Annotated in this window: 22 protein-coding genes and 1 tRNA gene; 9 read left to right on the top strand and 14 right to left on the bottom strand. The window is 63.7% G+C overall.

Annotation, left to right across the window (positions count from 1 at the left end; genetic code table 11):
- The first annotated feature begins 21 nt into the window (after positions 1–21).
- The gene (locus H6P80_RS14200) at positions 22–2,070 is read left to right on the top strand and encodes a protein-disulfide reductase DsbD family protein (RefSeq protein ID WP_185802160.1); all 2,049 of its coding nucleotides are present in this window, start codon (positions 22–24) and stop codon (positions 2,068–2,070) included.
- A gap of 5 nt (positions 2,071–2,075) precedes the next feature.
- Here the strand turns inward: H6P80_RS14200 and H6P80_RS14195 are convergent, their stop codons facing one another.
- Both H6P80_RS14195 and H6P80_RS14190 read right to left on the bottom strand, forming a co-directional pair.
- Complete coding sequence (locus tag H6P80_RS14195; RefSeq protein ID WP_185802000.1) at positions 2,076–3,824, bottom strand: amidohydrolase; 1,749 nt, start codon at positions 3,822–3,824, stop codon at positions 2,076–2,078.
- Entirely contained in the window at positions 3,821–4,726 is a 906-nt protein-coding gene (locus H6P80_RS14190; RefSeq protein ID WP_328805035.1) for an NAD(P)-dependent oxidoreductase, read from the bottom strand. Before H6P80_RS14190 ends, H6P80_RS14195 begins: the two co-directional genes overlap by 4 nt.
- A 20-nt stretch (positions 4,727–4,746) precedes the next feature.
- Between H6P80_RS14190 and H6P80_RS14185 the strand changes: the two genes are divergently transcribed.
- Positions 4,747–5,988, top strand: coding sequence for a threonine ammonia-lyase (locus H6P80_RS14185; protein ID WP_185801998.1), 1,242 nt, complete (start codon positions 4,747–4,749; stop codon positions 5,986–5,988).
- Between the two features lie 73 nt (positions 5,989–6,061).
- Here H6P80_RS14185 and H6P80_RS14180 read toward each other — a convergent pair whose 3' ends face one another.
- Both H6P80_RS14180 and H6P80_RS14175 read right to left on the bottom strand, forming a co-directional pair.
- Positions 6,062–6,814, bottom strand: a complete 753-nt coding sequence (locus tag H6P80_RS14180; protein WP_185801997.1) for a glycosyltransferase — start codon at positions 6,812–6,814, stop codon at positions 6,062–6,064.
- Positions 6,811–7,395, bottom strand: a complete 585-nt coding sequence (locus tag H6P80_RS14175) for a TIGR04282 family arsenosugar biosynthesis glycosyltransferase (RefSeq protein ID WP_185801996.1) — start codon at positions 7,393–7,395, stop codon at positions 6,811–6,813. Before H6P80_RS14175 ends, H6P80_RS14180 begins: the two co-directional genes overlap by 4 nt.
- Before the next feature lie 60 nt (positions 7,396–7,455).
- On the opposite strand from H6P80_RS14175, the gene H6P80_RS14170 reads away from it, so the two are divergent.
- The gene (locus H6P80_RS14170; RefSeq protein WP_185801995.1) at positions 7,456–8,151 is read left to right on the top strand and encodes an endonuclease/exonuclease/phosphatase family protein; all 696 of its coding nucleotides are present in this window, start codon (positions 7,456–7,458) and stop codon (positions 8,149–8,151) included.
- Positions 8,152–8,221: 70 nt separating this feature from the next.
- On the opposite strand, the gene H6P80_RS14165 is transcribed toward H6P80_RS14170, so the two are convergent.
- The 3 genes from H6P80_RS14165 to H6P80_RS14155 all read right to left on the bottom strand — a co-directional run bounded on the left by H6P80_RS14165 (position 8,222) and on the right by H6P80_RS14155 (position 10,924).
- Complete coding sequence (locus H6P80_RS14165; RefSeq protein WP_185801994.1) at positions 8,222–8,398, bottom strand: hypothetical protein; 177 nt, start codon at positions 8,396–8,398, stop codon at positions 8,222–8,224.
- A complete protein-coding gene (locus tag H6P80_RS14160; protein ID WP_185801993.1) occupies positions 8,395–9,789 on the bottom strand; it encodes an FAD-binding oxidoreductase in 1,395 nt (464 codons plus the stop codon). Before H6P80_RS14160 ends, H6P80_RS14165 begins: the two co-directional genes overlap by 4 nt.
- Positions 9,790–9,934: 145 nt before the next feature.
- Positions 9,935–10,924: an AraC family transcriptional regulator gene (locus tag H6P80_RS14155; RefSeq protein ID WP_185801992.1), complete on the bottom strand. Its 990-nt coding sequence runs from the start codon at positions 10,922–10,924 to the stop codon at positions 9,935–9,937.
- A 428-nt stretch (positions 10,925–11,352) separates the two neighbouring features.
- On the opposite strand from H6P80_RS14155, the gene H6P80_RS14150 reads away from it, so the two are divergent.
- Positions 11,353–11,769, top strand: a complete 417-nt coding sequence (locus H6P80_RS14150) for a hypothetical protein (RefSeq protein WP_185801991.1) — start codon at positions 11,353–11,355, stop codon at positions 11,767–11,769.
- On the opposite strand, the gene H6P80_RS14145 is transcribed toward H6P80_RS14150, so the two are convergent.
- The 4 genes from H6P80_RS14145 to H6P80_RS14130 form a co-directional block, all read right to left on the bottom strand.
- Entirely contained in the window at positions 11,770–12,645 is an 876-nt protein-coding gene (locus tag H6P80_RS14145) for a hypothetical protein (protein WP_185801990.1), read from the bottom strand.
- 10 nt (positions 12,646–12,655) lie between these two features.
- Entirely contained in the window at positions 12,656–15,124 is a 2,469-nt protein-coding gene (locus H6P80_RS14140; RefSeq protein WP_185801989.1) for a fimbria/pilus outer membrane usher protein, read from the bottom strand.
- A 28-nt stretch (positions 15,125–15,152) separates the two neighbouring features.
- The gene (locus H6P80_RS14135) at positions 15,153–15,968 is read right to left on the bottom strand and encodes a fimbria/pilus periplasmic chaperone (RefSeq protein ID WP_185801988.1); all 816 of its coding nucleotides are present in this window, start codon (positions 15,966–15,968) and stop codon (positions 15,153–15,155) included.
- A 132-nt stretch (positions 15,969–16,100) separates the two neighbouring features.
- Positions 16,101–16,661, bottom strand: coding sequence for a spore coat protein U domain-containing protein (locus tag H6P80_RS14130; RefSeq protein WP_185801987.1), 561 nt, complete (start codon positions 16,659–16,661; stop codon positions 16,101–16,103).
- A 394-nt stretch (positions 16,662–17,055) separates the two neighbouring features.
- Here H6P80_RS14130 and H6P80_RS16740 point away from each other — a divergent pair, with 394 nt between their 5' ends.
- Positions 17,056–17,649 carry a helix-turn-helix transcriptional regulator gene (locus tag H6P80_RS16740; RefSeq protein ID WP_185801986.1) on the top strand — a complete coding sequence of 198 codons (594 nt, stop codon included), beginning with the start codon at positions 17,056–17,058 and terminating at the stop codon, positions 17,647–17,649.
- A 292-nt stretch (positions 17,650–17,941) separates the two neighbouring features.
- Here the strand turns inward: H6P80_RS16740 and H6P80_RS14120 are convergent.
- Positions 17,942–18,016: transfer RNA gene (locus tag H6P80_RS14120), tRNA-Glu, on the bottom strand.
- Positions 18,017–18,093: 77 nt separating this feature from the next.
- The gene (gene recJ / locus H6P80_RS14115) at positions 18,094–19,857 is read right to left on the bottom strand and encodes a single-stranded-DNA-specific exonuclease RecJ (protein WP_185801985.1); all 1,764 of its coding nucleotides are present in this window, start codon (positions 19,855–19,857) and stop codon (positions 18,094–18,096) included.
- 109 nt (positions 19,858–19,966) lie between these two features.
- Here recJ and H6P80_RS14110 point away from each other — a divergent pair, with 109 nt between their 5' ends.
- The 4 genes from H6P80_RS14110 (at position 19,967) to H6P80_RS14095 (ending at position 23,501) form a co-directional block, all read left to right on the top strand.
- Positions 19,967–20,920: an ABC transporter ATP-binding protein gene (locus H6P80_RS14110; protein WP_185802159.1), complete on the top strand. Its 954-nt coding sequence runs from the start codon at positions 19,967–19,969 to the stop codon at positions 20,918–20,920.
- Complete coding sequence (locus H6P80_RS14105; RefSeq protein ID WP_185801984.1) at positions 20,917–21,678, top strand: ABC transporter permease; 762 nt, start codon at positions 20,917–20,919, stop codon at positions 21,676–21,678. The genes H6P80_RS14110 and H6P80_RS14105 overlap by 4 nt, the downstream gene beginning before the upstream one ends.
- A 2-nt stretch (positions 21,679–21,680) precedes the next feature.
- Complete coding sequence (locus H6P80_RS14100) at positions 21,681–22,172, top strand: NAD(P)H-dependent oxidoreductase (protein ID WP_185801983.1); 492 nt, start codon at positions 21,681–21,683, stop codon at positions 22,170–22,172.
- 228 nt (positions 22,173–22,400) lie between these two features.
- Positions 22,401–23,501: a class I SAM-dependent methyltransferase gene (locus H6P80_RS14095; RefSeq protein WP_185801982.1), complete on the top strand. Its 1,101-nt coding sequence runs from the start codon at positions 22,401–22,403 to the stop codon at positions 23,499–23,501.
- 92 nt (positions 23,502–23,593) lie between these two features.
- On the opposite strand, the gene H6P80_RS14090 is transcribed toward H6P80_RS14095, so the two are convergent.
- Positions 23,594–24,037 (bottom strand): nuclear transport factor 2 family protein, encoded by a 444-nt coding sequence (locus H6P80_RS14090; RefSeq protein ID WP_185801981.1) that lies wholly within the window; start codon positions 24,035–24,037, stop codon positions 23,594–23,596.
- Positions 24,038–24,046: the final 9 nt, after the last annotated feature.

The following is a 24,046-nucleotide window of genomic DNA, read 5'->3' as shown; positions in this document are numbered from 1 at the left end:
CGAAGGAGCAAATAGGTGCGGGTGAAGAATTTCGGGTCCCTTATAGCGCTGTTTGTTGCGGCTTTGTGGCTTTTCCCGGCCTCCGCACAGATACGCGACCAAAATGCGATCGCGGCGACGCTGATCGCGGAAACGCAAACGCCCGCGCCCGGCGCCAGTTTCACCATCGCGATCCGTATGCGCCCCGATCCGGGTTGGCATGGCTATTGGCGCAATCCGGGCGATGCCGGGCTGCCCGGTCGCTTCGCATGGACCTTGCCCGAAGGCGTGACGATCGGAGAATTGCGCTATCCGGTACCCGAGCGGCTGACGATCAGCGGCATCATGAATTACGTCTATGAGGGTGAATATGCGCTGCTTGCCGAGGTAATGCTCGACGAAGATATTGCGCCGGGAACGGAGATACCCTTGCGGGCCGAGGGCGACTGGCTCGCCTGCACCGACGAGATTTGCGTGCCGGAGCGCGGAACATTGTCGCTCGATCTTGTGGCCGGATCGGGCGAGGCGACGGACACGGCGGATTTCGATCGGTTCCGCGCACGGCTGCCGCGCCCCCTAGACAGCGAGGGGCGGTTCGCGCTGGCCGGAGAGACGCTCCGGCTCGCCATTCCCTTTCCCGAGACCGCCGCGATTGCCGACCCCTATTTTTTTCCCGCAACCGAACGGGCGCTCGACTATGGCGCGCTGCAGGGCATTTCGCGCGACGGTGACTGGCTGATCGTCGAGGTGGCGGCGGGCGCTGGCGCGGCCGGCATCGAGCGGATCGAGGGCGTTCTGAAGATCGGCGCGCATGACGGGCTGATGGTGGCGCTCGTGCCCGGCGATGTGCCTGCGGCCGGGGTGCCGATTGCCGGCGAGCCGATGAATTCCTCGGTCATACGGGCCGATGCCGAAACCGTGCTACTGGCTCTGGCCGGAGCGATTCTGGGCGGGCTGCTGCTCAACATCATGCCCTGCGTGTTCCCGATCCTCAGCCTCAAGGCGCTCAGCCTCGCCCGGGCGGGCGGCGAGGAACGCGCCGCGCGGCGCGATGCGCTGGCCTATGCGGTGGGCGTCGTGCTGACGTGCGTGGCGCTGGGCGCGGCGCTGCTCATCCTGCGTGCGGGCGGCGCGCAATTGGGCTGGGCCTTCCAGCTGCAAGACCCGCGGATGATCCTCGCGCTGTTGCTGCTGGTAAGCGCGATCACCCTCAATTTGGTGGGCCTGTTCGAACTGCCGGGGCTGACGGCGGGCGGAAACCTTGCCGGAAAGGAAGGCGCTGCGGGATCCTTCTTCACCGGCGCGCTCGCCGCGTTCGTGGCGACGCCGTGCACCGGTCCATTCATGGCAGGTGCGCTCGGCGCGGCGCTGGTGCTGCCCTCGGTGGTGGCGCTGGCGATCTTTGCGGGGCTGGGCCTCGGTCTCGCGCTCCCCTTCCTCGCGCTCGCCTATATCCCGGCGCTCCGGAACCGACTGCCCAGGCCCGGGCCATGGCTCGTGCGGTTCCGGCATATCATGGCGATTCCGATGGGACTGACTGCGCTGGCGCTCGGTTGGGTGTTGTGGCGGCAGACCGGGGCATCCGGCCTGTTTCTCGGCCTTGCCGTCGCGCTGATCCTTGCCGTCCTGCTCTGGTGGGCCGGGCGGCAGCAGCGAGCGGGGCGCAACGCCTGGCTGCCCATCCTGCCCGTAGCCGCGCTGACGGTCGGCGCGATCGCGGTGCTGCCTGTCCCCGTCGCGACGGCGAACGCCGAGAGCGGCGTACTGGGAGCCGAACCGTTCAGCGAAACGCGGCTTGCCGAATTGCGCGGCGAGGGCCGCCCGGTCTTCGTCTATTTCACCGCCGACTGGTGCATCACCTGCAAGGCGAACGAGGCCGGGGCGCTGGCCCGTACCGCGGTGGCCGAGCATTTCGAAGCCAACGACATTGCGGTGCTGGTTGGCGACTGGACGACCGGCGATGCCGGCATTGGCCGCTTTCTGGAAGAGCAGGGCCGTTCCGGCGTGCCGCTCTATCTCTATTATGCGCCCGGCGAAGAGGCGCAGATCCTGCCCCAGATATTGACGGTCGGCGAGCTCACAGCGCTCTGACGTCGCTATCGCCCCTCGGGCATGTCTTCCGGCGCGATCATCGGCCCGACCGGCGCGTCCATCGGCGGCGCATTGGACGCCGCGCGGTTCTGCGCCCCGCGCACCCAGGTCCGTTCGCCCCCGATCCAGGTTTCCATCACCTGCGCCTGCCGGATTTCGTCGGGCGTGGCGTCGAAAATGTCGCGGTCGATAATCAGGAAATCGGCGTAGAGCCCGTCACCAAGCCGTCCGATCCGGTCCTCGGCAAACCCCGCATAAGCGGCGCCCGTCGTATAGGCGGCGAAAGCCTGAAGCAGCGAGATCCGTTCCTGCCCCTGCCATCCTCCGGGCGGCTGGCCGCTCGCATTCTGCCGGCTGACCGCGACGGCAAGGCCGGCAAAAGGGTTGGGGCTTTCGACCGGGAAATCCGTGCCGAAGGCGAGATGCGATCCCGCGCGCAGCATCGCATTCCAGGCATAGGCGCCCTGTAGCCGGCCCGGCCCCAGCCGCGCCTCGGCCATGAACATGTCGGACGTCTGATGGACGGGCTGCATCGAGGCGATGATGCCGTGCTGGCCGAAGCGCGCGATATCGGCGGGATCGACGATCTGGGCGTGTTCGATTCGCCAGCGCCGGTCGTCACTATAGCGATAGGCGACCTCGTCGATGGCGTTCAGCACTTCGCGGTTCGCGCCGTCGCCAATCGCGTGGATCGCCGCCTGGAACCGGTCGAGCGAAAGGCGGCTGAGCCGGTTGCGAATGAGGGTGCCGTCGGAAAGGGTAAGGCCCATCTCGCCCGGCGCATCGGCATAGGGCTGAAGCAGCAATGCCCCGCGCGATCCCAAAGCGCCGTCGGCGTAAAGCTTCAGCCCCACCATCCGCAGATGCCCTTCATAGAGCCAGGGCGTCATCGCATCGCCGGCAGTATCGAGCAGCGTATCGAGCGCATCGGCATAGGAGATCACGCGGACGCGCAGTTGTGCCCGGTCGCCGGCGCGGCGGATGACGGCCCAGTCGCTGGCGCTCGTTCCCATATCATGCACGGTGGTAACGCCGTAGCTCAGCAGGATATCCTGCGCCTCGCGCAGCGCGATGTCGCGCAGCGGCGGCTGGAGCTCGGGAATGGCGTTGGCGACCAGATCCATTGCCGTATCGACGAACACGCCATTGGGGCGGTTGCCGTCGCGTTCGACGCGCCCGCCGGCGGGCGATTGGCTGGCATTGGTGATGCCCGCGGCCTCCATCGCCTGGCTGTTGGCGACGCCGGCATGGCCGTCGACCCGCACTAGCCAGACCGGGCGATCCGACACCGCTGCGTCGATATCGGCGGCGGTCGGGAAGCGGCCGAGGCCCCAGCTCTCCTGGTTCCAGCCGCTGCCGACGATCCAGCGCAAAGTGGGATTCTCCGCCGAATATTGCGCGATCCGTGCCTGCGCCTCGGCGAGGCTTGCGGTGTCGGACAGATCGAGCTGGATCGCGTTGTAGCCGAGTCCCATCAGATGGCCGTGCGCATCGATCAGCCCGGGAATCACGGTGCGGCCCTGCGCATCGTGCCGGAAATCGACTTCGCGCGGCCGATCGTCGCGGCGGGCGAGCAGCCGGGTGACGCGGCCGGTCTCGACATCGAACAATAGCCCCGTGAACCGGACGAGATTGCCCTCGCCATCGAGCGTATAGCCATTGGCGTTGTCGATCAGCGCATCGGCGTACGCGGGAGCGGGGAGAAGGACGGCAGCGAGCGCCAGGCCCAGCCCGAGCGAGATTTTTCTGATCACTCTTCCAGTCTCCTCACCAGCGAACTCGTATCCTGTCGCGAACCGCCCATGGCCTGCACCTCGGCATAATAGCCATCGACCAGCTTCGCGAGATCGACCTTCGCGCCGTTCGCCTCGGCTTCCTCAATGGCGAGGCCCAGATCCTTGCGCATCCAGTCCACGGCGAAACCGAAATCGAATTCGCCCGCCGCCATCGTCTTCCAGCGATTGTCCATCTGCCAGCTTTGGGCCGCGCCGCCGGAAATCGCCTCGAACACCTTGTCGAGATCGAGGCCCGAGGCCCGGGCAAAATGCAGCGCTTCGGACAGCCCCTGCAGCACCCCGGCAATGGCCAACTGGTTCGCCATCTTGGTCTGCTGCCCCGCGCCCGGCCCGCCGCAATGGACGATTCGCGCCGCATAGGCCTGCATGATCGGCTCGGCGAGGGTCATCGCGCGCTTCGAACCGCCGCACATGATCGATAGCTTGCCATTCTCCGCGCCGGCCTGTCCGCCCGAAACCGGCGCATCGACGCAGTGAATGCCCTTGGCCTCGCCTTCTTCGGCCAGCCGCCGGGCGATCTTGGCGGAAACCGTAGTGTGATCGACGAACAGCGCGCCTTCATGCATCGCGGCGAAGGCGCCGCCGGGCCCCAGCGTAACCTCTTCAAGGTCCGCATCCGCGCCGACACAGGCGAGCACCGCGTCGGCCTCTTTCGCGGCCTCGGCCGGTGTGGCCGCCGCTGCGCCGCCAAGATCGGCGACCCAGCTATCGGCCTTTTCGGCGGTGCGGTTATACACGGCGATGTCGTGCCCGGCCTTGGCCAGATGCCCGGCCATGGGCCCACCCATCACGCCGAGCCCGAGAAATGCGATCTTTGCCATGGCCGCGTCCATAGGGCGTGTTTGCGCAAGAGGCCAGATAGGCTAGGGCGGGCCCCATCATGGCCGATGCACCCAGTTCCGCCAGCGATTCGTCGCTTTCGCTCGAAACGATCCGGGCGGCAAAGGCGCGTATCGGCGATGCGATCGTTCGCACCCCGACCCTGAAAAGCATCACGCTTTCCCAGCTGACCGGTGCGAATATCTGGCTGAAATTCGAAAATCTCCAGTTCACCGCCGCCTATAAGGAGCGCGGCGCCTTGAACGCGCTGCTGCTGCTCGATCCGGAACGGCGCGCGCGCGGTGTGATCGCGGCTTCGGCGGGCAACCATGCGCAGGGCCTCAGCTATCATGGTACGCGCCTTGGCGTGCCCGTCACCATCGTGATGCCGAAGCCGACGCCGACGGTGAAGATCATGCAGACCGAGGCGGTCGGCGGAAAAGTCGTGCTGCACGGCGAAACCTTCGACGATGCCTATAAACATGCGCGCCAGCTCGAACAGGAAATGGGGCTGACCTTCGTGCACCCGTTCGACCATCCCGATATCGTTGCGGGGCAGGGGACGATCGCGCTCGAAATGTTCGAGGACGCGCCGGATCTCGATATGCTGGTCGTGCCGATCGGCGGCGGTGGGCTGATGTCCGGCGTCGGCACGGCGGCGCGCGCGCTGAAACCCGATATCGGATTGATCGGCGTGCAGGCGGAACTCTATCCGTCGATGTATGCGAAGATCAACGGCAAGCAGATGCCGTGCGAGGGCGATACCCTGGCCGAGGGCATTGCCGTGAAGGTTCCCGGCGAATTCACCTCGAAAATCATCGAGGGGCTGGTCGACGAGATCCTGCTGGTCGGCGAATCCGAAATGGAAACGGCGGTCAGCCTGCTGCTCCAGATCGAAAAGACGGTGGTCGAAGGCGCGGGCGCCGCCGGCCTCGCCGCGGTCATGGCCAACAAGGAAAAGTTCGCAGGCAAGAATGTCGGCCTGATCCTGTGCGGCGGCAATATCGACACGCGGCTCCTGGCCAATGTGCTGCTGCGCGATCTGGTGCGCTCGGGCCGTCTCGCCCGTCTGCGCATTCGGCTCAAGGATCGGCCCGGCGCGCTCTATCATGTCGCGCGGGTTTTCGACCAGGAACAGGTCAACATCATCGAAATCTATCATCAGCGGGTCTTCACCTCGCTGCCAGCCAAGGGCCTGATCACCGATATCGAATGCGAAACGCGGGACCGCGCGCATCTCGAACGGCTGATCGGCGCGCTCGAAAAAGACGGCTATGAAGTCGCGCCGGTGGAACTGGCCTAGGGTTCGTCAGACCTTCGCGAGGCTCAGGCGCCGCACCGGCCCTCTTCCGCGAAGAAAATGCTGACAAGCCACATCACCTTATATCCGGATACCAGCGCTCGAGCCCGTATTTCCGGCCGAACGCCCAGTTCATCCCGCATTTCATGTAGATCCAGTTCGCCTTGATCGGCCCCCATTCGGCGATGCGGCGGTCGGACGTGCGCACGATGCGGGGCACCAGTTTCACCCGGCCGATGCGGCAGAGCTTCAGGCACAGATCGACATCCTCCATGATGTGCATGTCAGGATCGCAGCCGCCGATGGCGCGGAAATCCTCCCGGCGGAAGAACATCGCATGATCGCCGAACAGCAGCCGCAGGCCGCGTAGGAACAGATGCGGGCGGAGCAGGATCGGGCCGTAATAGGTCTTCGCCCAATTGTGGAAGCTCGTGCCCCAGCGGGTTTTGGCGCCGGTCAGCAGCGCCGTGAAGCCGCCGAGCGCGTATCGGGGATCAGCCAGCGTGCGTTCGGCATGGGCGAGGGCGTCCGCCGGGAGGGCGGTGTCGGCATGGAGGACGAGGACCAGCGGCGCGCGGGCTTCCTCGACGCCCCGGTTGATCTGTAGCGCGCGGCCCCTGGCGCTTCCGACGACGCGGAAGCCGGCCTCTCGGGCGAGCGCGACCGAGCCGTCGGCGCTTCCGCCGTCGATCGCGATCACTTCGGCCGGGGCGGGATAGAGCGCGGCGATATTGGCGATGGTGGCCGGCAGTGCCTTTTCCTCGTCGAGCATCGGGATGACGATCGCGACCTCGCTGGTCGTGCGGGGGCCGATAGCAGGCGCCGTCATGACGCCAGTTCGGGCCAGCGGGCGAGGTCTTCGGGCCGGTCGCAATCGGCGAGCGTCTCGAGCAGCACGGGTTCGATACCGCGAGCCGCGAGCCGTTCCCTCGTGACAGCGAAAACCCGCGCGCCGCCCCATTCCATATCCGCGAACAGGAAATCCATCGGCCGCGCGAGCGCGATCAGCCAATAGCCGCCATCCTCGGCCGGGCCGATCACGATTTCGGCGGTTTCCAGCGCCTTGGCCGCCTGTTGGAGATGGCAGGCGCCCAGCCCCGGACAATCCGATCCGACAAGGATCACCGGCGCGTCCTGCGCGGCCCGCGCCATCCGCGCGCCGAGATCGCCTTCGCCCTGATCGCAGTAGCCGAAGCCATCGCCGAGCCAGTTCTCGAATCGCTCCTGCTCGGCCCCGGTGAAGCGGATTTCCGCTCGCAGCCCGCTCTTGCACAGCGTTGCGGCGGTTCGGTCGGTCAGCTGCCTGTGGAGCGCCGCCGCGCCCTCCGCGCCAAGCGCCGGGATCATCCGGGTCTTCGCTTTCCCGGCTTCAGGCCAGCGGGTGAAAAGAACGATATGCGGCACCTTCATCGGAACTCTCTAGCCGGGCGCTGCGTCTCTTGTCAGTATGGCTTCACCGATGGAACACCGATGCTGAAACTGGCGAGCTACAACATCCACAAGGGCATCGGGCTCGATCGGCGGCGCAATCCCGACCGGATTGTTTCGGTGCTCAACGAGATCGACGCGGATATAGTCGCGCTACAGGAGGCGGACCGGCGCTTCGGCAGCCGCAAATCCGCGATCCCGCCGCTGCTGCTGGAGGATCATAGCGACTATCGCGCGGTGCCGCTCGACGTGCAGGTCGATTCGATGGGCTGGCACGGCAATGCGATCCTCGTGCGCAAGTCCGCCCAGCTTCTCGTCCATGACATCCTCCACATTCCGAGCCTCGAGCCGCGCGGCGCGGTGATGGCGCAGGTGGAGACCGGCGGCTTGCGCCTGTGCGTCTTCGGCATGCATCTTGATCTGTCGGGCCTGTGGCGCCGGCGCCAGGCGGTCGCGATGCTGCGCCATGCCGATCACCACGATGGCGGGTTGCCGCTGGTGATGATGGGGGACCTCAACGAATGGGCGGCTTCGGGCGGTTGCCTGCGCGATTTCGGACGGCGGTTGAGCTTCGCCGAATGCGGCCGCAGCTTCCACGCCCGCCGGCCGGTCGGCAAGCTCGACCGGATCATGCATTGCGACCGGCTGCGCGTGATCGATAGCGGGGTCCACGATACCACAATCTCGCGCCGGGCCTCCGATCATCTGCCCGTATGGGCGACCGTCGAACTCTCCTGACCGCTCACGGAAAATGACCGGCCGGACACATGTCCCGGCCGGCCAGCTTCGGTCTTGCCCCGAAACGCTGTTATAGCGTGGGGGTAAGGGAGGCGGTTTCGGCGATCAGCGTCGCACTGAAACTCGTGGCGCACAAGAAAACCATGAAACGCAGTGTGTATTGCCGGCCATAATCATCCTTGATGCGGATCGCTTCGCGCGCCTTGCGGGCAAGAGCGCGAAACGGTGAGGTATCATTCTGGGTCATGAGGCGTCCTTCGGATCGATATTCTGGTTTACGCGGAACAGGTTTTCGGGGTCGTAGCGGCGCTTGACCGTCGCGAGCCGGGCGTAATTGTCGCCATAGGAGGCTTTCACCCGGGCGGTATCTTCGTCTTCGGAGAAGAAGTTCACATAGGCGCCGCCATGGCGGTTATGCGCGTGGATCGCCTCCCAATAGCCTTTCGCCCAGTCGCGCAGCGCGCCGGCCTTGGCGGGATCGGGATCAATCCCGGCGATCACCATCGACCAGGTCGCGGTGCGGCCGCCCCAGGCGGTTTCGCCGGCATCGACATCGTGGACCGCGCCATCGACCGGATAGAGATGCATCAGCGAAAGTTCGCTCGGGCTTTTCGATCCGTGCGCGATATGATCGGCGATCGCGGCGTCGCTGATCTCCTCGACGAAATCGCCCTTCCAATACCATTGCAGGCCCTTGGGGAGCAGCCCGTCGAACAGGCCCTGCATGGCGACGAAGGGCATTTGCATCATGCCGTCCATCAGCGGTTCGGGCGTTGCTTCGCGCACCGCCGCCATCGCTGCCATGCCGTCTTCCTCGCTGCCATTGTAGCAGACGATCAGCGCGCAGATCCGCCGGCCCCAGATTTCTTCGGGGAAGGGTGCGGTCGACGGCACGGTCTTGATGCCGAGGGTGATGCTGAGCTTGCGGGGTGCCGTCGGCAGGAAATCGCGATACCAGCGCAGAATCTCCCCGGCATGGGCGATGTCGTAGAAGATCGGCCCGGCATAGACCTCGGCCACCGGATGGGCGCGAAAGGTAAAGCGGGTGACGACACCGAAATTGCCGCCGCCGCCGCGCAGCGCCCAGAACAGGTCGGCATGCTCGTTTTCGTTGGCCATAACGATGCTCCCGTTGGCGAGCACCACCTCTGCCTCGATCAGATTGTCGATGGTCAGCCCATATTGGCGGGAAAGATAGCCATGGCCGCCGCCCAGGGTCAGCCCGGCAATGCCGGTCGTCGACACGATGCCGGCGGGAACCGCAAGGCCGTAGCGGCTGGCTTCGGTATCCACTTCCCCCTGGGTGCAGCCGGGCTCGACGCTCACGGTGCGCGCTTCGGCATCGACGGTGATCGTCTTCATCGCGCCGGTATCGAGGACGAGACCCCCATCGCAGCTGCCGAGCCCGGCGCCATTATGGCCGCCGCCGCGGATCGCGAGCAGCAGATCCTTGTCGCGGGCATAATTGATCGTCGCCACGACCTCGTCGACATTGGTGCAGCGGACGATACAGCCGGGACGCTTGTCGAGCATCGCATTGTAAAGCGCCCGTGCTGCTTCATATTCGTTTGAGCCCGGCATGATGATTTCTTCGGACATCTGAAGATGTTCGCTGATATTTGCAGGAATGGAATTCATGATTGTATCTCTCTTGGGATAGGTTGAACTGTGCATTTCAAACTAGAGCCCCAGTGATTTCTTCCCATGCTTGCGAGTATTGGGTTTTTTGCAGATCGTCTGGAAATGGAACGCGGTTTACCCGATCGTCCGGCTGACTTTGCAGCTAGGCCTGAACGCCGCCCGGCGCCGCGCGCTGGCCACGCCGCCAGGCGCCCGGAGGCAGACCGACGATATTCTTGAAGGCCCGGTTGAACGCGGCCTCGGATTTGTAGCCGACCTTCTCGGCGATCGCCTCGATCGGCACGCCGGGCTGCTCGAGGAGACCGGCCGCGACCTGCATCCGCCATTTGGCTAGGTAGCGCATCGGCGTTTCCCCGACCTGGTCGGCAAAGCGTTCGGCGAAGACGGCGCGGGAAAGGCCGCTTCTCCGCGCCAATTCTTCCAGCGTCCATTCGCAGCACGGATCGGCATGGACCAGTTCGAGCGCCTTGCCGATATTGGGATCGCGCAGTCCGGCCAGCCAGCCGCGCGAATGATCCGGCAGCTGCTCGATATAGCGGCGGATCACCCGGACGAAGAGTAGTTCGCTGAGGCGCGACAGGATGGTCGTGCCGCCGGCGCGCGGGCTTCCGGCTTCTTCCACGGCGGCCTGAATAAGGTCGACCTCCATATGGTTGCCGGTCTCCGGCCGCTTGGCGAGGACCTGGGCAGGCAGCGCCTGGAGAAGCGGATTATAGGGCGTGGCGCAGCAACCAAAATAGCCGCACACGAAACGCATCGGTTTCGGCCCCCCTTCCTCGAGCTCGATCATCAAAGGCAGCGAGCTGCCACGCGCTGTCGCATAAAATTGGAGATCGGGCGGATTGCGCTCTCCCAAATGGGTGACGAAGGCATGCGGGTGGCCGTGCGGGAAAACGATGATATCTCCCTCTTCAAGGCGAACCGGCGGATTGCCGGATCCGATCGTCTCGGCCCAGCATTCGCCGGACAGCATGATGTGGAACGAGATCACATGTTCCGCGCCCGGCATCACCATCGCGCCGACATCGGCCATCGCCGGGGTCTCGGCGACCACGGGTTCACAGGTGCGCACGTCGAAATACAGCGCGCCTTTCAGGCGTACGGCTTGCAAAACGTCTGACAACACGTCCATCGGAGCCCCCCTTCGCATCCGCGTGTCCGGTAATGCCCGGCCCGGCTCGATGCTCTGGCTTGTGGATTAACTCGGCATCCTAGTGGCAACGGGCAGTTTGAACCAGCGTTTGAAGAAACGTGGAAATGGATGCGTCAAACGTGGAAATTGCGGCCGCGCTCCGAGCTGAAACCCGCTGCGCAGCGCCGAGCAGAGCAGTGTGTCGGGTATCACGTGCGTAAAAGTTTGTAGCGCCATCTCATGTCAAAGCCGGGCGCGCTGCTAGCGGCTTCGGCTCGCGACTCGCGGAACGGGCTGCTTTGCGCGGTTTTCCGCGATGGACGCCTGCGAGTCGCAATAATCGGTCTTCCTCCGGAATGAAGCGCTTCGGCAAAAACCAATTGGAAAGGTTCGTCTGGTAAATGCGCCATGAACTGGGAGATAGTGAGATGAAGACGATCAAACTCGTTGCTGTCGCGGCGTTCTCGGCTTTGCTGCCGACAGGCGCCGCTATGGCCTCGCCCGAAGCTTCGGGCGGCTTTGGCGTTTCGGTGACGATTCCGGTCGTCTGCGATCTCGACGCTTCGGCCTTTGTGCTGGATGAGACGCAGAATCTGATCAGCGGCTATGTGCAGGAATATTGCAACAGCTCGCGCGGTTTCCAGGTGATGGCCAGCCATCGGCCGCTGGAAGCGGGCGAGGCCGTCGAGGTCAGCTATGGCGGCGATGTCTCGCTGTTGGATCCGGCCGGCATTTCGGCGGTCGCTTTCCGCGCCGGGCCGCGCTTGAAGGCAGTGCCTGTTTCGATTCAGGCAAACGGCCTCGAGCAGCAGATTGCCGTCAGCTTTGCCGTCACCGCTATCTAGCTAAACCGCCGTTACCGTTATCGTGACCCGGTCCTCATAGTGGCCGGCCCGTGCCGTTACCGGCCCGACGCGCGCGCGCAACGGGTGGACGCGGCCCAGTGAGGGCGTGAAATCGGCGAACAGGAAGCTGTCGCCGCCAGCCAGATTCACATTCTGCCCATCGAAATACAGCTCATAGTCGATCTGGTCCAGATTGCCCTCATGGGCGAGCTGGCCGTTATTTTCCGAGGCAAAGCTCACCAGATAGCCCGAGGTGCTCCAGACCCTGACGCCGAACGGATCGGATCGGGTGGCGGCGGTCGAGGAAAGATTGCCGAGATTGATGCGGGTCAGGTCGTTGGTCCCGGTGGCGCCGACGACCCGAATGGCCACGGCCTGCGGGATCCGGACATTGATCGTCAGCAGCATCGTATCGACTTCGGTGCCCGACGGATCGAGCAGCGCCAGTTCGATCTGCTCGCTATAGAGGCCCGAGCGCATTCCCCATTCGCTGGGCAGGGTCAGCTGGAAGGGCACGGCGCGGCCCTGGGTTCCCCCCGGCGCGTTGGGGATCAGCAGGTCGCTGTCGATGGTCGGCGTGGATCCTTCCCCCAGAATTTCGAGCGTCGTCGGGCCCGAGCGCAGCGTATAGGACGGCGATCCCGGTGCTGCGCTGCCGCCGAGCCGTGTGAACCGGATCGTCGCGCTGCACTGGCCGTTACCGTCGTTACGCACGCGAATGTTGAAATTCTCGCGGGCGAAAGAGCCGACGCCGATTTCGATACTGGCGACGTTGACCGTTTCCGTGCTGTTGACGAACTCGGGGCTACAATCGTTGGCCAAGGCTGGCGTCGACGCGAGCAAGGCTCCGGCGGCCAGGAGGGTGAAAGGGCGCATGGCTGTTCTCCTATTCGCTTTCCGTTACCAGTTCCACCGTTCCCATCCGGTAAAGGCCTTCATTTTCTTCCGGAACTTCGATGCTGAGTACCCTGCCGGTGCCGGCTATCGTCACGAGATAGGTTTTGCCGGGTGCCAGGCCGATGATTCCGAACCGCCCGACCGAGTTGGTGAAGAAGGGCTGGGTTTCGAAGCCTTCGTCATCGGTCGAGGTTACGCGGCCGGTGGCCAGCGCAACGGGTTCGCCATCGATCAGAAGATTGCCGATCGCGCTGACGAAACGATCGTTGCCGACGACGATCTTGTAGCCGCTATGGAAGGGCGGATCGACGCGGACGAGGCCGTCGCCGATATCGTAGGCCGTGGCGAGCCCGGCGACATCATATTGGATATTCTGCTCCGAATAGGAGGAGATGTCCGACTGAACGGCCGCGCCGAGAATTCCGCTACGGGCATAATATTGATCGTTTCGCAGCGTGCGCCCGGTGATGACCTCCCGATCATCGAGCGAGGGATGCGCCTGGGCGACGGCGAAGGAATCGTTGATCGGCCGGCCGATGCCGAACGTCCCGTCGGCAAAGGCGATGGAGGTACCGAGTTGGAGGCGCGCGCGCGTCTGGTTCGTGATGCCGCCGATATCCGGGCCGTTGGTGAAAACGGAGCCGCGCGCCTCGAACCGGTTGCCGATATAATCGACACTGGCATCGGCGCTCGTGTCGCCGCGGGTATCGGTGAAGCCGACATCATAGCCCCAGGATCCGACATGATCGTCGGCGCCCCTGGCCACCGTGGCCCGGAAGGTTTCGGTGCGGCTGCGATAATCGGCATTGGCGCGATGGCGGCCGCCGAACAGAACCGAAACGCCGAGCCGGACGCCGAAATTGCGCGAATAGAATTCGTCGTCGCCATATTCGACGCCGCCGGTCAGCCGGAAGCGGTCGTTGAGCCGGTGCACGACTTCGGCATAGGCCACCGTCCTGTCGGGTCGTCCACCGCCCTGGCGCGTATAGTTGAGCCCTGCCGAGCCATAGGTGTTCAGCGAGAATGACTGGGTGTAGCTCGCGCTGAGGTTGAGCGTGCTGTTCGTCCGCGGGATCAGTTCGCCCAGGGTCTGATAGTTCGCGCTTTCATAGTCGACGGTCAGGCTCAATTGGCGGCGATTCTCGTAGCCGCCGCTGCTGCGCCAGCGATAGCTGCCGCGGAACGCATAGCCGGTTCCGTTGCCGGTACTCGCGCCCGCCTGCAGGTCGAACACGCCCGGGATCACCTGGGGAACGACCGTCAATTCGGCAGCGGCAATCTGGATATCCTCGGTCAACTGGACGCCGCCGCCCAGGATGAAAGCGTCGCTGAACGCCTTGCGGTAATAGCCGACGACCGCGATATCGTCCGAATAGTCGGGCTCGAAGGACAATTCGTTGGCGACCGCGCCGACGCTGAAAACATATTCATAGTCGCCGGCATCGAGATCCAGCGGCTCGAAAAAATAGTCGTAATTGATGGTCTGCCGGCGACCCGCGGAATCGCGAACGACGAGCTGCACGTCGTTGGAGCCAAATTGTAGCGGCAGATTGGCGAGGTCGTAACGGCCCGCTTCCAGCTGGAAGGTCTGATACTCGACGCCGTTGATCAGTACGTCCACTTCCGACCGCGAATCGAGATAGACTTCCTGGCCGCCCAAGCGGGAAATGGGAAGGAAGGGCTCGAACGTCTGCCGCCGGCGCTCAATCGCCGCGCCGCCGATATAGGGCGTGCGCAACAGGGGTATGGTATCGGGTCTCAGGTCGCCGGCGCTGATCCGCTGATACTGATCGGGCCGGTCGTAAATCGCGCGGACGCTGCGCCGATAGAAGCGATAATCGCCGTCGAACTGGTCGGTAAAGGCGCCGTCAAGCTCGACCACGACATTCTGGAACCGGGTGGCGCCGAACACATAGATTTCGGGATTCCGCATTCCCTCCGTCTCGTCATAGTCGAAATTGCCGTTGATGTTCAGAAAGGCGCTGAAATCCGCGGGCTCTATCGTGGGCAGCGGCGATACGGTCTGCTGGCGCGAAGGCGTTCCCAGGGTGCCGACCGGGCGAAAATCGCCATCGATATTGTCGACGACGATTTCGAGACGGTTCTGATCGAAACGAATTTCGAAGCCGGCTGCCGCCAATGTTTCGGGCGATACGAAAATGCTGCCGCTCAGCGCATTGTCGAGCCGTTGTCGGCCGGCATCGTTGAGAAGCGATTCCACCTCGCGCCGGAGAGAGACCGACTCATAGGCCACATCGCCATTCGCCGCGACCTGGATGAGCACGTCGCCGCGCACCTGCTGGTTGTGCACCAGCGGCACGGTAAAGCTCATGTCGCGGCTTTGCGCCGCGGTCGTCAATGTTGTCGCCAGATAGGTTGACGGCTGCCACGCTTTTGCCGGTGTGGCGGTGCCCGTCGCAAGGCAGCCGGCCAGGGCGGCAAGCCCCGCGCGCTGCAAGAACCTGTTTTTCCCCCCCCTCATCATGTCAGGGGCTTACTTCGATGCTAACCGAATCCTGAACCAACGGAACGTCGGTCGGCACGAAAAACACACGCGACCGCCCGGGACCGACGACGCCGACGCCGATCACGCGTGTCAGCTCCTGATTGGTGAAGCGGCGGTTATATTCGGATCCGTCTTCGGCCGTGCCGGCAATCGACCAGTCGGACATTCCGGCCAGAAAATATCGCGTTCCGGCGTTGCTCACGCGCACGCTGAGGCCGGGCTGGGGTATGGCCGGCTCCTGCGCGGTCTGCTGTTCCTGATTCTCTTCATCCGGTTGGGCCAGCGGATCTTCCGGTTCCACTTCGGGCAGCCGTTCCGTGACCTCGATCGATTCCACGACGGCGGCGGGCGCGGTGCCGTCGGGCACCACATTGACGAGAACATTATAGTTGATGACGACCTGGACCTGGGAAACGCCCTCTTCAAAGGCGACCGGAACCTGCTGGATCGACATATAATAGATTTCGGACTGGGCGAGTTCGGGCTCGCCGACATATTGCAGGCGGAAAACCTGCTGTGAATTGGCCTGGACGATGGTCTGCGGCGGAAAGACGAGGAATTCGTCGTCGGCAGGGGTCAGCGACAAGCCGCCGACTTCGTCGATCTCTCCGCGCATCACGCGGACTTCATAGGGAATGTTGCGCTCGCCCTGATTGGTCAGCTCTACACGGGCGACCGAACCGGAACCGACAGGTTCGAGTTCGACGATCATGGGCGACACCCGGGCGGCATTGGCCGCGGCCGGCGCGCAAATCAGGAAGAGCGCTAGAATTGCTGCGGAGAATTTACTCAACATGGGCCTGTATGCTTCCCTCGCTCTTGGCGCGGCATATGCCCGTTCCGGAGGCATCTTCTCATCTCGCCGCAAACAGCGAAAAAGGGAGAGGCGCTGCCTCCCCCTTTTCCGTTTCCGTACTGGATCGATCCCTTAGACGGGGCCGACCGACACCGTGGTAACGTCGGTGTAGGTACCAGCCAGCGGACGAAGCGAATTGTCGCCGCTGAAGATGTAGACGCGGAGCGATGCATTGTCGTGGAACGCATCGGCGTTAACGCGCGAACCGCTCACGCCGGGACCACCGGTGTGCGTGAACAGGTGCGTCGTCAGGAACGCGCTGTTCGACGTGGCCGTCATCGAGGCACGATATTCGATCACGTTCGTGAAGTCGCCGGCGTCCGGGCCGTCATTCGGTTCCGGATTGAGCAGGCCGCCATTTTGCGAGCTGATCGTCATGCGGGCGCCGTAGTTGCAGCTCGCCCAGATGTTCTGGAAGTTGTTGTGGAACTGCTGGTTGATGAGCAGCGCGCCGGGGCCCGAAGCCTGGTCGATCGAGATGTTGCCGAAATTGACATTGTTCGGATCGTCGAGGCTGCATTCGGGCTGGACGGTCGCGGTGACGTCAAGCGTGTCGGATGCGCTGTCGCCGGCGAGGGCCGGTGCGGAAATCAGCGCGGTGGAAGCGGCGGCAATTGCCAGAAGCTTTTTCATGGGTTTTTCCTTTCAGAGTCGCATTCGCGAATAAGCGCAGATCGAAGGGTCGCATTTCAATCTGTGCACGTGACAAGGGAATTTTATGACGAATCACTCCCCCCCTTGGTAAAAAAAGTGCTAACGTGAGATGTCGTTCTGGCGCATCCCCAATATTGGTGAAATTTGGCCGTTAACCTCGATTCTTGGCCCGAAATCGTCCAAACCGGACATATTTTTTGACATAAAATTGCAATAATACAAAACCTTATGGTGTTGCGCGGCGAAGTGAGCTATTGGCATCAGTGTAAGTAGCGGCGTTAACTATGTTTCGATGGCGCCCTGCCAATTTCAAGATGTCCGGCAAATGGGAAAGATTCCCAGCCGGGGGGTGACGGACTCAATGGATACGAAGGTGAGGGCGGGCGCTGGCCGTTCGCTCAGACTGTCGCCGCTGTTGTTGCATTGGATTTCAGCGGACACGGACTGGCGGGTTCTGGTCGATGCGGACCTCCGGCTGATCCGGGCCAACGAACGGGCAAGCGCGTTCCTGAACGCCGAAGACAAGGACAAGCTGTTCGAACTGGTCGATGATCGGCTTCGCGTGACCGACGAACGCGTTCAATCCGAACTGCGCACATGCCTGCGCTGCGGCGATGCGCCGGGATATGTTTTCGTGCCGAAATCCGATCGCCACGAATCCGACCAGCTGTTGCGGGTCAAGATGCTGTCGAAGGCACGCGGAAAGCGGATATTCGGCCTGCGGCTGATCACGTCCCGGGTGAATACCGAAGAGAAATTGGGTGAGCTGCGCGACGTTTTCGGGCTGACGCCCAAACAATATCAACTGATCGTCGAAATGCTGCGGGGGAAGACGGCCGACGATGCCGCCGAAGCGATGAACATCTCGATCGAGACGGCCAGATCCCATATCCGCGGTATCTACGCCAAACTGAACGTGGCTTCGCGCGAAGAGCTTTTCGCAAGGATCAGGCCCTTCTATCTGTGATCCCCGTCTTTCGGGTCGATGACAGGAGGATTGGCATCGGGCGAGCGCATGGCCGTCGGGCCTATCGCGCTTCTTGAAGCGAACCGCCCGGTTTCATCCTAAAGCGGCAGAATCGAAGCTGAATATGGAGGCGGTTCTTGGAGACGGAGCGCCAATCCTGGCCATGGACATCGATCGCCAAGCGGCCCGCGATGATCGAGTGGCACAATGCCAGCTGCTAACCTACTGGAATCGCGCCCCAGATTTGCGGCTGAAGGCGGATTGAAGGATTGCAGTGGCGCGATATTCTGGCTGGTGACCCCTACGGGAATCGAACCCGTGTTTCAGCCGTGAAAGGGCCGCGTCCTAACCGCTAGACGAAGGGGCCAAACCAGCGGGTGCGCCAATAGGGTAGGGCGCTCATGCGGTCAAGCGTTGCGGCGCACAAATCGTGCGTGCCTCTGTCTAGTCCGCCCAGGCGGCGTCTTCCAGGTGAAGCTCGGCGGCGGGGCGGGGCCCCCAGTCGTCGATCTTGACGCGCCCGGCGAGCCAAAGGCGGCGCTCGCGGCCGGCCGAAAGCATGGCCTGGCCGAGTTCGGTGTCGGCGGCGCGAAAGGCGATGGTCTTGAGGCTGCGCCCGTCCTCGCCGGCCACGATCGCGCGGACATGATCGGTGCCGACGATATCTGCCTTGATCACCTTTACCGGCCCGGTGGCGATGCGCGGAGCGGGCCAGCCCGCGCCATAGGGCCCGCCTTCCTCCAGCGCCTCGACGAAGGATGGCGTAACGCCGCCCGGCGCGACGACGGCGTCGAGCTTCAACGCCCGTTCGCCGCGCGCCTTGCTGACATCTTCGGCGAGCCGCGCGTCAAGGAAATCGGCGAAGGCATCGATCTTGTCGCCGGCGACGGTCAGTCCGGCCGCCATCGCATGGCCCCCGCCCGCGACCAGCAGGCCGCTATCCTTGGCCGCGAGCACGGCCGCGCCGAGATCGACGCCCGAAATAGAGCGGCCCGATCCCTTGCCGGTGCCATCCTCTTCCAGCGCGATCACGATCGCCGGGCGGCCCAGGCGCTCCTTGATCCGGCTCGCAACGATGCCGATCACGCCCGCATGCCAGCCCGCGCCCGAAACCAGTGCCACCGAACGATTGTCCTGCCCCTTGGCCGCTTCCAGCGCTTGTTCGGTGACCAGCGTCTCGATCGTCCGGCGTTCCTCGTTAAACTGTTCGAGCTCGGCGGCGATGCTGCGCGCTTCTTCCGGGTCCTCGGTGGTCAGCAGCCGCACGCCGAGATCGGATTTTCCGACCCGGCCGCCGGCGTTGATCCGCGGGCCGAGACGAAAGCCGAGATCGGAGCAGATCGGCGCGCGATCGAGCCGCGAGGCTTCGATCAGTGCGTTGAGGCCGATATTGCGGCGCCCCGCCATCACTTTCAGCCCTTGCGCGACGAACGCCCGATTGAGGCCGTGCAGCGCCGCGACGTCGGCGACTGTGCCGAGCGCAACGATATCCAGCAGCTCGATCAGCTTGGGTTCTGGCCGGTCGGCGAACCAGCCGCGTTCGCGCAGCAGCCGGATCAGCGCCGCGCCGAGCAGGAAGGCGACGCCTACCGCGGCGAGATGGCCATGCGCCGCGCCCTCGTCCTCGTCGAGCCGGTTGGGGTTCACCAGGCTGTGCGTCACGGGGAGCTCGGCGGCGCATTTATGATGATCGACGACGATCACGTCGACACCGGCCGTCTTGGCCTGAGCTAGCGCCTCGAAAGCCTGCGCGCCGCAATCGACGGTAACGATCAGGGACGAACCCTGCTCGGCAAGCTTGACCAGCGCCTCGCCGCTCGGGCCATAGCCCTCCATCAGCCGATCCGGGATATAATAGCCGGCATCGAGCCCCAGGGCGCGCAGCAGGCGGATCAGAAGGGCGGCGGAGGTCGCGCCGTCGACATCGTAATCGCCGAAGATCGTCACCGTCTCGTTCGCGGTCACCGCGTCGGCGAGCCGCTCGGCGGCCCGGTCCATATCGCGGAAGATCGAAGGGTCGGGCATGAAGCCGCGGATTGTCGGGTCGCGATACGCGGCCATATCCTCGCGTGCGCAGCCGCGCGAGAGCAGCAGGCCGGTGACGAGATCGTCCGGCTGGAAGGTCCCCGCCACGCCGTCCACCGCGCCGCCGCGCCAGCGCCAGGGCTGGCCGGTGATCGAACGGGCGATGTCGAGGGCGGGGGGCATGCGCCTGCTCTACTGCCCGGCGGCGCGCCTTGTCATCGGCAAGCACGAATATTCGGGGGGAAACAACTCCTGTCTTGAAAGCGGCCCGTCTCCGCTCCATCTGGTTGCGATGTCATCGGTCATCTCGATTGCCAATCTCTCCAAAACCTACAAGGGCGGCTTCAAGGCGCTGGATGGCGTCGATCTCGAGATCGAGCGCGGGGAGATTTTTGCGCTGCTTGGCCCCAACGGTGCGGGCAAGACGACCCTGATCTCGATCGTTTGCGGCATCGTCACGCCGACATCGGGCCAGGTGCTGGCCGACGGTCATGATATCCAGCGCGAATATAAGAAGGCGCGGTCGAAAATCGGGCTGGTGCCGCAGGAAATCTCCACCGACATGTTCGAAAAGGTGATCGTGACGGTGAATTTCAGCCGCGGCCTGTTCGGCAAGGCGCCGGACTCGGCCTATATCGAACAATTGCTGAAAGACCTCTCGCTCTGGGACAAGCGCGACAGCGCGATCCGGGAGCTTTCGGGCGGGATGAAGCGCCGGGTGATGATCGCCAAGGCGCTGTCTCACGAACCCGAAATCCTGTTCCTCGACGAGCCGACGGCCGGGGTGGATGTGGAATTGCGCCGCGACATGTGGCGGCTGGTTTCCAGCCTGCGCGAACGCGGTGTCACCATCATCCTGACGACGCACTATATCGAGGAAGCCGAGGAGATGGCCGACCGGGTCGGCGTGATCCGCGGCGGCGAGATCATTCTCGTCGACAAGACCGAGGCGATCATGCGCAAGCTCGGCAAGCGGCGGCTGTCGCTGACCTTGCAGGAGCCGCTGGAAAGCCTGCCGGCGGGGCTCGGGGAATGGTCGCTCGAACTGGCCGACGAGGGGCACCAACTGCTCTACAGCTTCGACGCGAACGAGGAGCGCACGGGCATTCCCACCCTGCTGCGCAAGATGACCGATCTCGGCATCGGCTTTTCCGATCTCGACACCGCGAAAAGCTCGCTCGAGGATATCTTTGTCGATCTCGTCAGCGATAACGGCGATGGCAAGAGCGCGGAGGCGGCGGAATGAACGTCCATGGCGTCTGGGCGCTCTACCGCTATGAAATGTCGCGGACCTTCCGCACGCTCTGGCAGAGCATCGTCACGCCGGTCATTACCACCGTGCTCTATTTCGTCGTGTTCGGCGGCGCGATCGGATCGCGGATGGAAAATATCGGCAGCGTCGATTACGGCGCCTTCATCGTCCCGGGGCTCATCATGCTCTCGCTGCTGACGCAGAGCATCTCCAACGCCTCTTTCGGCATCTATTTCCCGAAATTCTCTGGTACCGTCTACGAAATGCTCTCGGCGCCGATGTCGCCGATAGAGCTCGTCATGGGCTATGTCGGCGCGGCGGCGACCAAATCGATCATGCTCGGCCTGATCATTCTCGCGACGGCGACATTGTTCGTCGATGTGCGGATCGATCATCCCTTCGTGATGATCCTGTTCCTGCTGCTCACCGCGCTGACATTCAGCATGTTCGGCTTCATTATCGGCATCTGGGCCGAGGGGTTCGAACAATTGAGCTTCATCCCGATGCTCGTCGTGACGCCGCTCACCTTTCTCGGCGGCGCCTTCTACTCGATCAACATGCTGCCCGATTTCTGGCGGAATGTGAGCCTGTTCAATCCGGTCGTGTACCTGGTCAGCGGCTTCCGCTGGAGCTTTTACGGCGAAGGAGATGTCGCGATCGGCGTCAGCCTGGGCATTACCGCAGCCTTCCTCGTCACCTGCCTCAGCGTCATCATCTGGATTTTCCGCACCGGATACCGGCTGAAGGATTAGATATGGCGCGGCTCCTCATCGTCTATCATTCGATGACGGGAGGAACCCGCCAGATGGCGCAGGCCGCCGCCGAGGCCGCGCGGGAGGCAGACGGAGCCGAGGTGATCGTCAGGGAAGCGCCCGAGGCCGGGCCCGAGGACATGCTCGCTGCCGACGGCTATCTCTTCGCCTGCCCGGAAAATCTCGCCGCGATCGCCGGGGTGATGAAGGCCTTTTTCGATCGCTGCTATTATCCGGTGCTCGGCAAAATCGAGGGCCGGCCCTATGCGGCGATGATCTGCGCGGGGTCGGACGGAGAAAACGCGATGCGTCAGCTCGAACGCATCGCCACCGGCTGGCGGCTGAAAAAGGCGGCCGACACGATCATTATCTGCACCCATGCGCAAACGCCCGAAGAGATTCTGGCGGAAAAGGCGATTTCTGAAGCCGATCTCGATCGCTGCCGCGAAACCGGCGCGGCGCTCGCCGCGGGCCTCGATCTCGGCATCTTCTAGGGGCGCTTTCCCGGCGCGATCCCGTTTCCACGTTTAAAAACGCCGTTTCCACGCGCATTCAAACGCTCGTTCCAACGATAGCGGTTCATAGGCGCTTCCCGTCACCAACCGCAATTTGAAGGCGAGAGAAAATGAGAAGGCATGAGACAATCAGCTTTTGCGCGATGCTGGGGCTGCAGCTCGTGCTCCTGCACAATTTTTTCCAGATGATCTGACGAGGAGAACACCATGTGCAATACGACGACATTGGCGCCGCCGGCGCCTTCCGCCGAAGGGCTTTCCCCCCGGCAGCAGGAATTTTCGGAGCGCTTGCTCGGGATGCTGAACGATGCCGCGGCATCGATGATGATCTCGATCGGCCACCGCACCGGCCTGTTCACCGTGATGCAGGATGGCCGTGCGGTCACCAGCGCTGAGCTTGCCGAAAAGGCGAAGCTTCACGAACGCTATGTGCGCGAATGGCTCGGCGCGATGACGACCGCCCGCATCGTCAGCTTCGATCCGGCATCGGGCAAGTTCACGCTCCCTGCCGATCATGGCGCGTTCCTGGGCGAGGGCGCAGAGATCGCCAATATGGCCGGCACCTTCCAGTTCATTTCGATCCTGGGCGGCGTCGAGAGCAAGATCGTCGACTGTTTCGAGAATGGCGGCGGCGTGCCCTATGAGGAATATGAGCGCTTCCATGAATGCATGGCCGAGGAAAGCGACGTTACGGTCGTCGCCGGGCTGGAAGACCATATCCTTCCGATGGCGCCGGGGCTGATCGCGAAGCTGGAAGCGGGCATCGACGTGGCCGATATCGGCTGCGGTTCGGGGCATGCCCTGATTTATCTGGGGGCGCTGTATCCGAACAGCCGCTTTACCGGTTTCGATCTGTGCGAGGAAGCGGTCGTCACCGCGATCGCCGAGGCGAAGGAACGCGGGCTGAGCAATGTCGATTTCGTTAAGCAGGACGCGACCCTGCTCGAAGGATCGGGCCTTTTCGACGCGATCTTCACCTTCGACGCGGTGCACGACCAGGCGCAGCCGGCGACCGTGCTGGCCCATATTCGCCGGCTGCTCAAGGACGACGGCGTCTATCTGATGCAGGATATCGACGCCCAGACCCCGGTCGAGGCCAATATCGATCATCCGATGGGCACCTTCGTCTACACGATCTCGTGCATGCACTGCATGACGGTATCGCTGGCGCAGGGCGGTGTCGGCCTGGGCGCGGCCTGGGGCGAACAGCTTGCCGAGGCGATGCTCAAGGATGCCGGTTTCCGCAGCGTCTCGGTGCAGCGCCTGCCGCATGACGAGATGAACCTCTACTTCGTCTGCCGCCCCTGAGCCCGACCCGGCAGACGAACGAAAGCCCCGGCGCCCGAGCACTTGCGACCCGCTCTTTCGCCGGGGCTTTCTCTTTCCTGGCTGGCCCGTTTCTAGCTGGCATGCTCCAGCACGATCTTCCACTCGCCGTCGATCCGCCGCCAGAGCATCGTCGAGATGCCGCCATAAAGGCGTTCCTCGCCGAGGCTGATATCCCAGCGTGCGACGATCAATACGCTATCTTGGGTCAGCGCGCGTCCATCGAGGATTTCGGCGGTGTAGCTACCCATGGTTTCGGGCGCGTCGGCATAGGCGGTGCGCATTTCGGCGGCGAAATCGTCGAAGCCGCGCGAAACGCCGGAACTGTTTACCCAGGTCATGTCGGACGAATCCCGATAGGCGGATAGCGCGGCCTCGATATCGCCGCGGTTCCAGCCTGCGCGCATCTCGGCGAAGGCCGCGGCCGCCGCCTCGACCGGGCCGTCTTCCTGCTGGGCTGAAACGGGCGGCGCGAGCATCACGAGCATCATCAGCAAAATCGCAAAATACCTTGCCATATCCCGCTC

The sequence above is a fragment of the Parasphingopyxis marina genome (genome assembly GCF_014237875.1).
Lineage (GTDB): Bacteria > Pseudomonadota > Alphaproteobacteria > Sphingomonadales > Sphingomonadaceae > Parasphingopyxis > Parasphingopyxis marina.
Note: the sequence above shows the minus strand (reverse complement) of the source record. Positions and strands in the feature narration are given on the sequence as shown.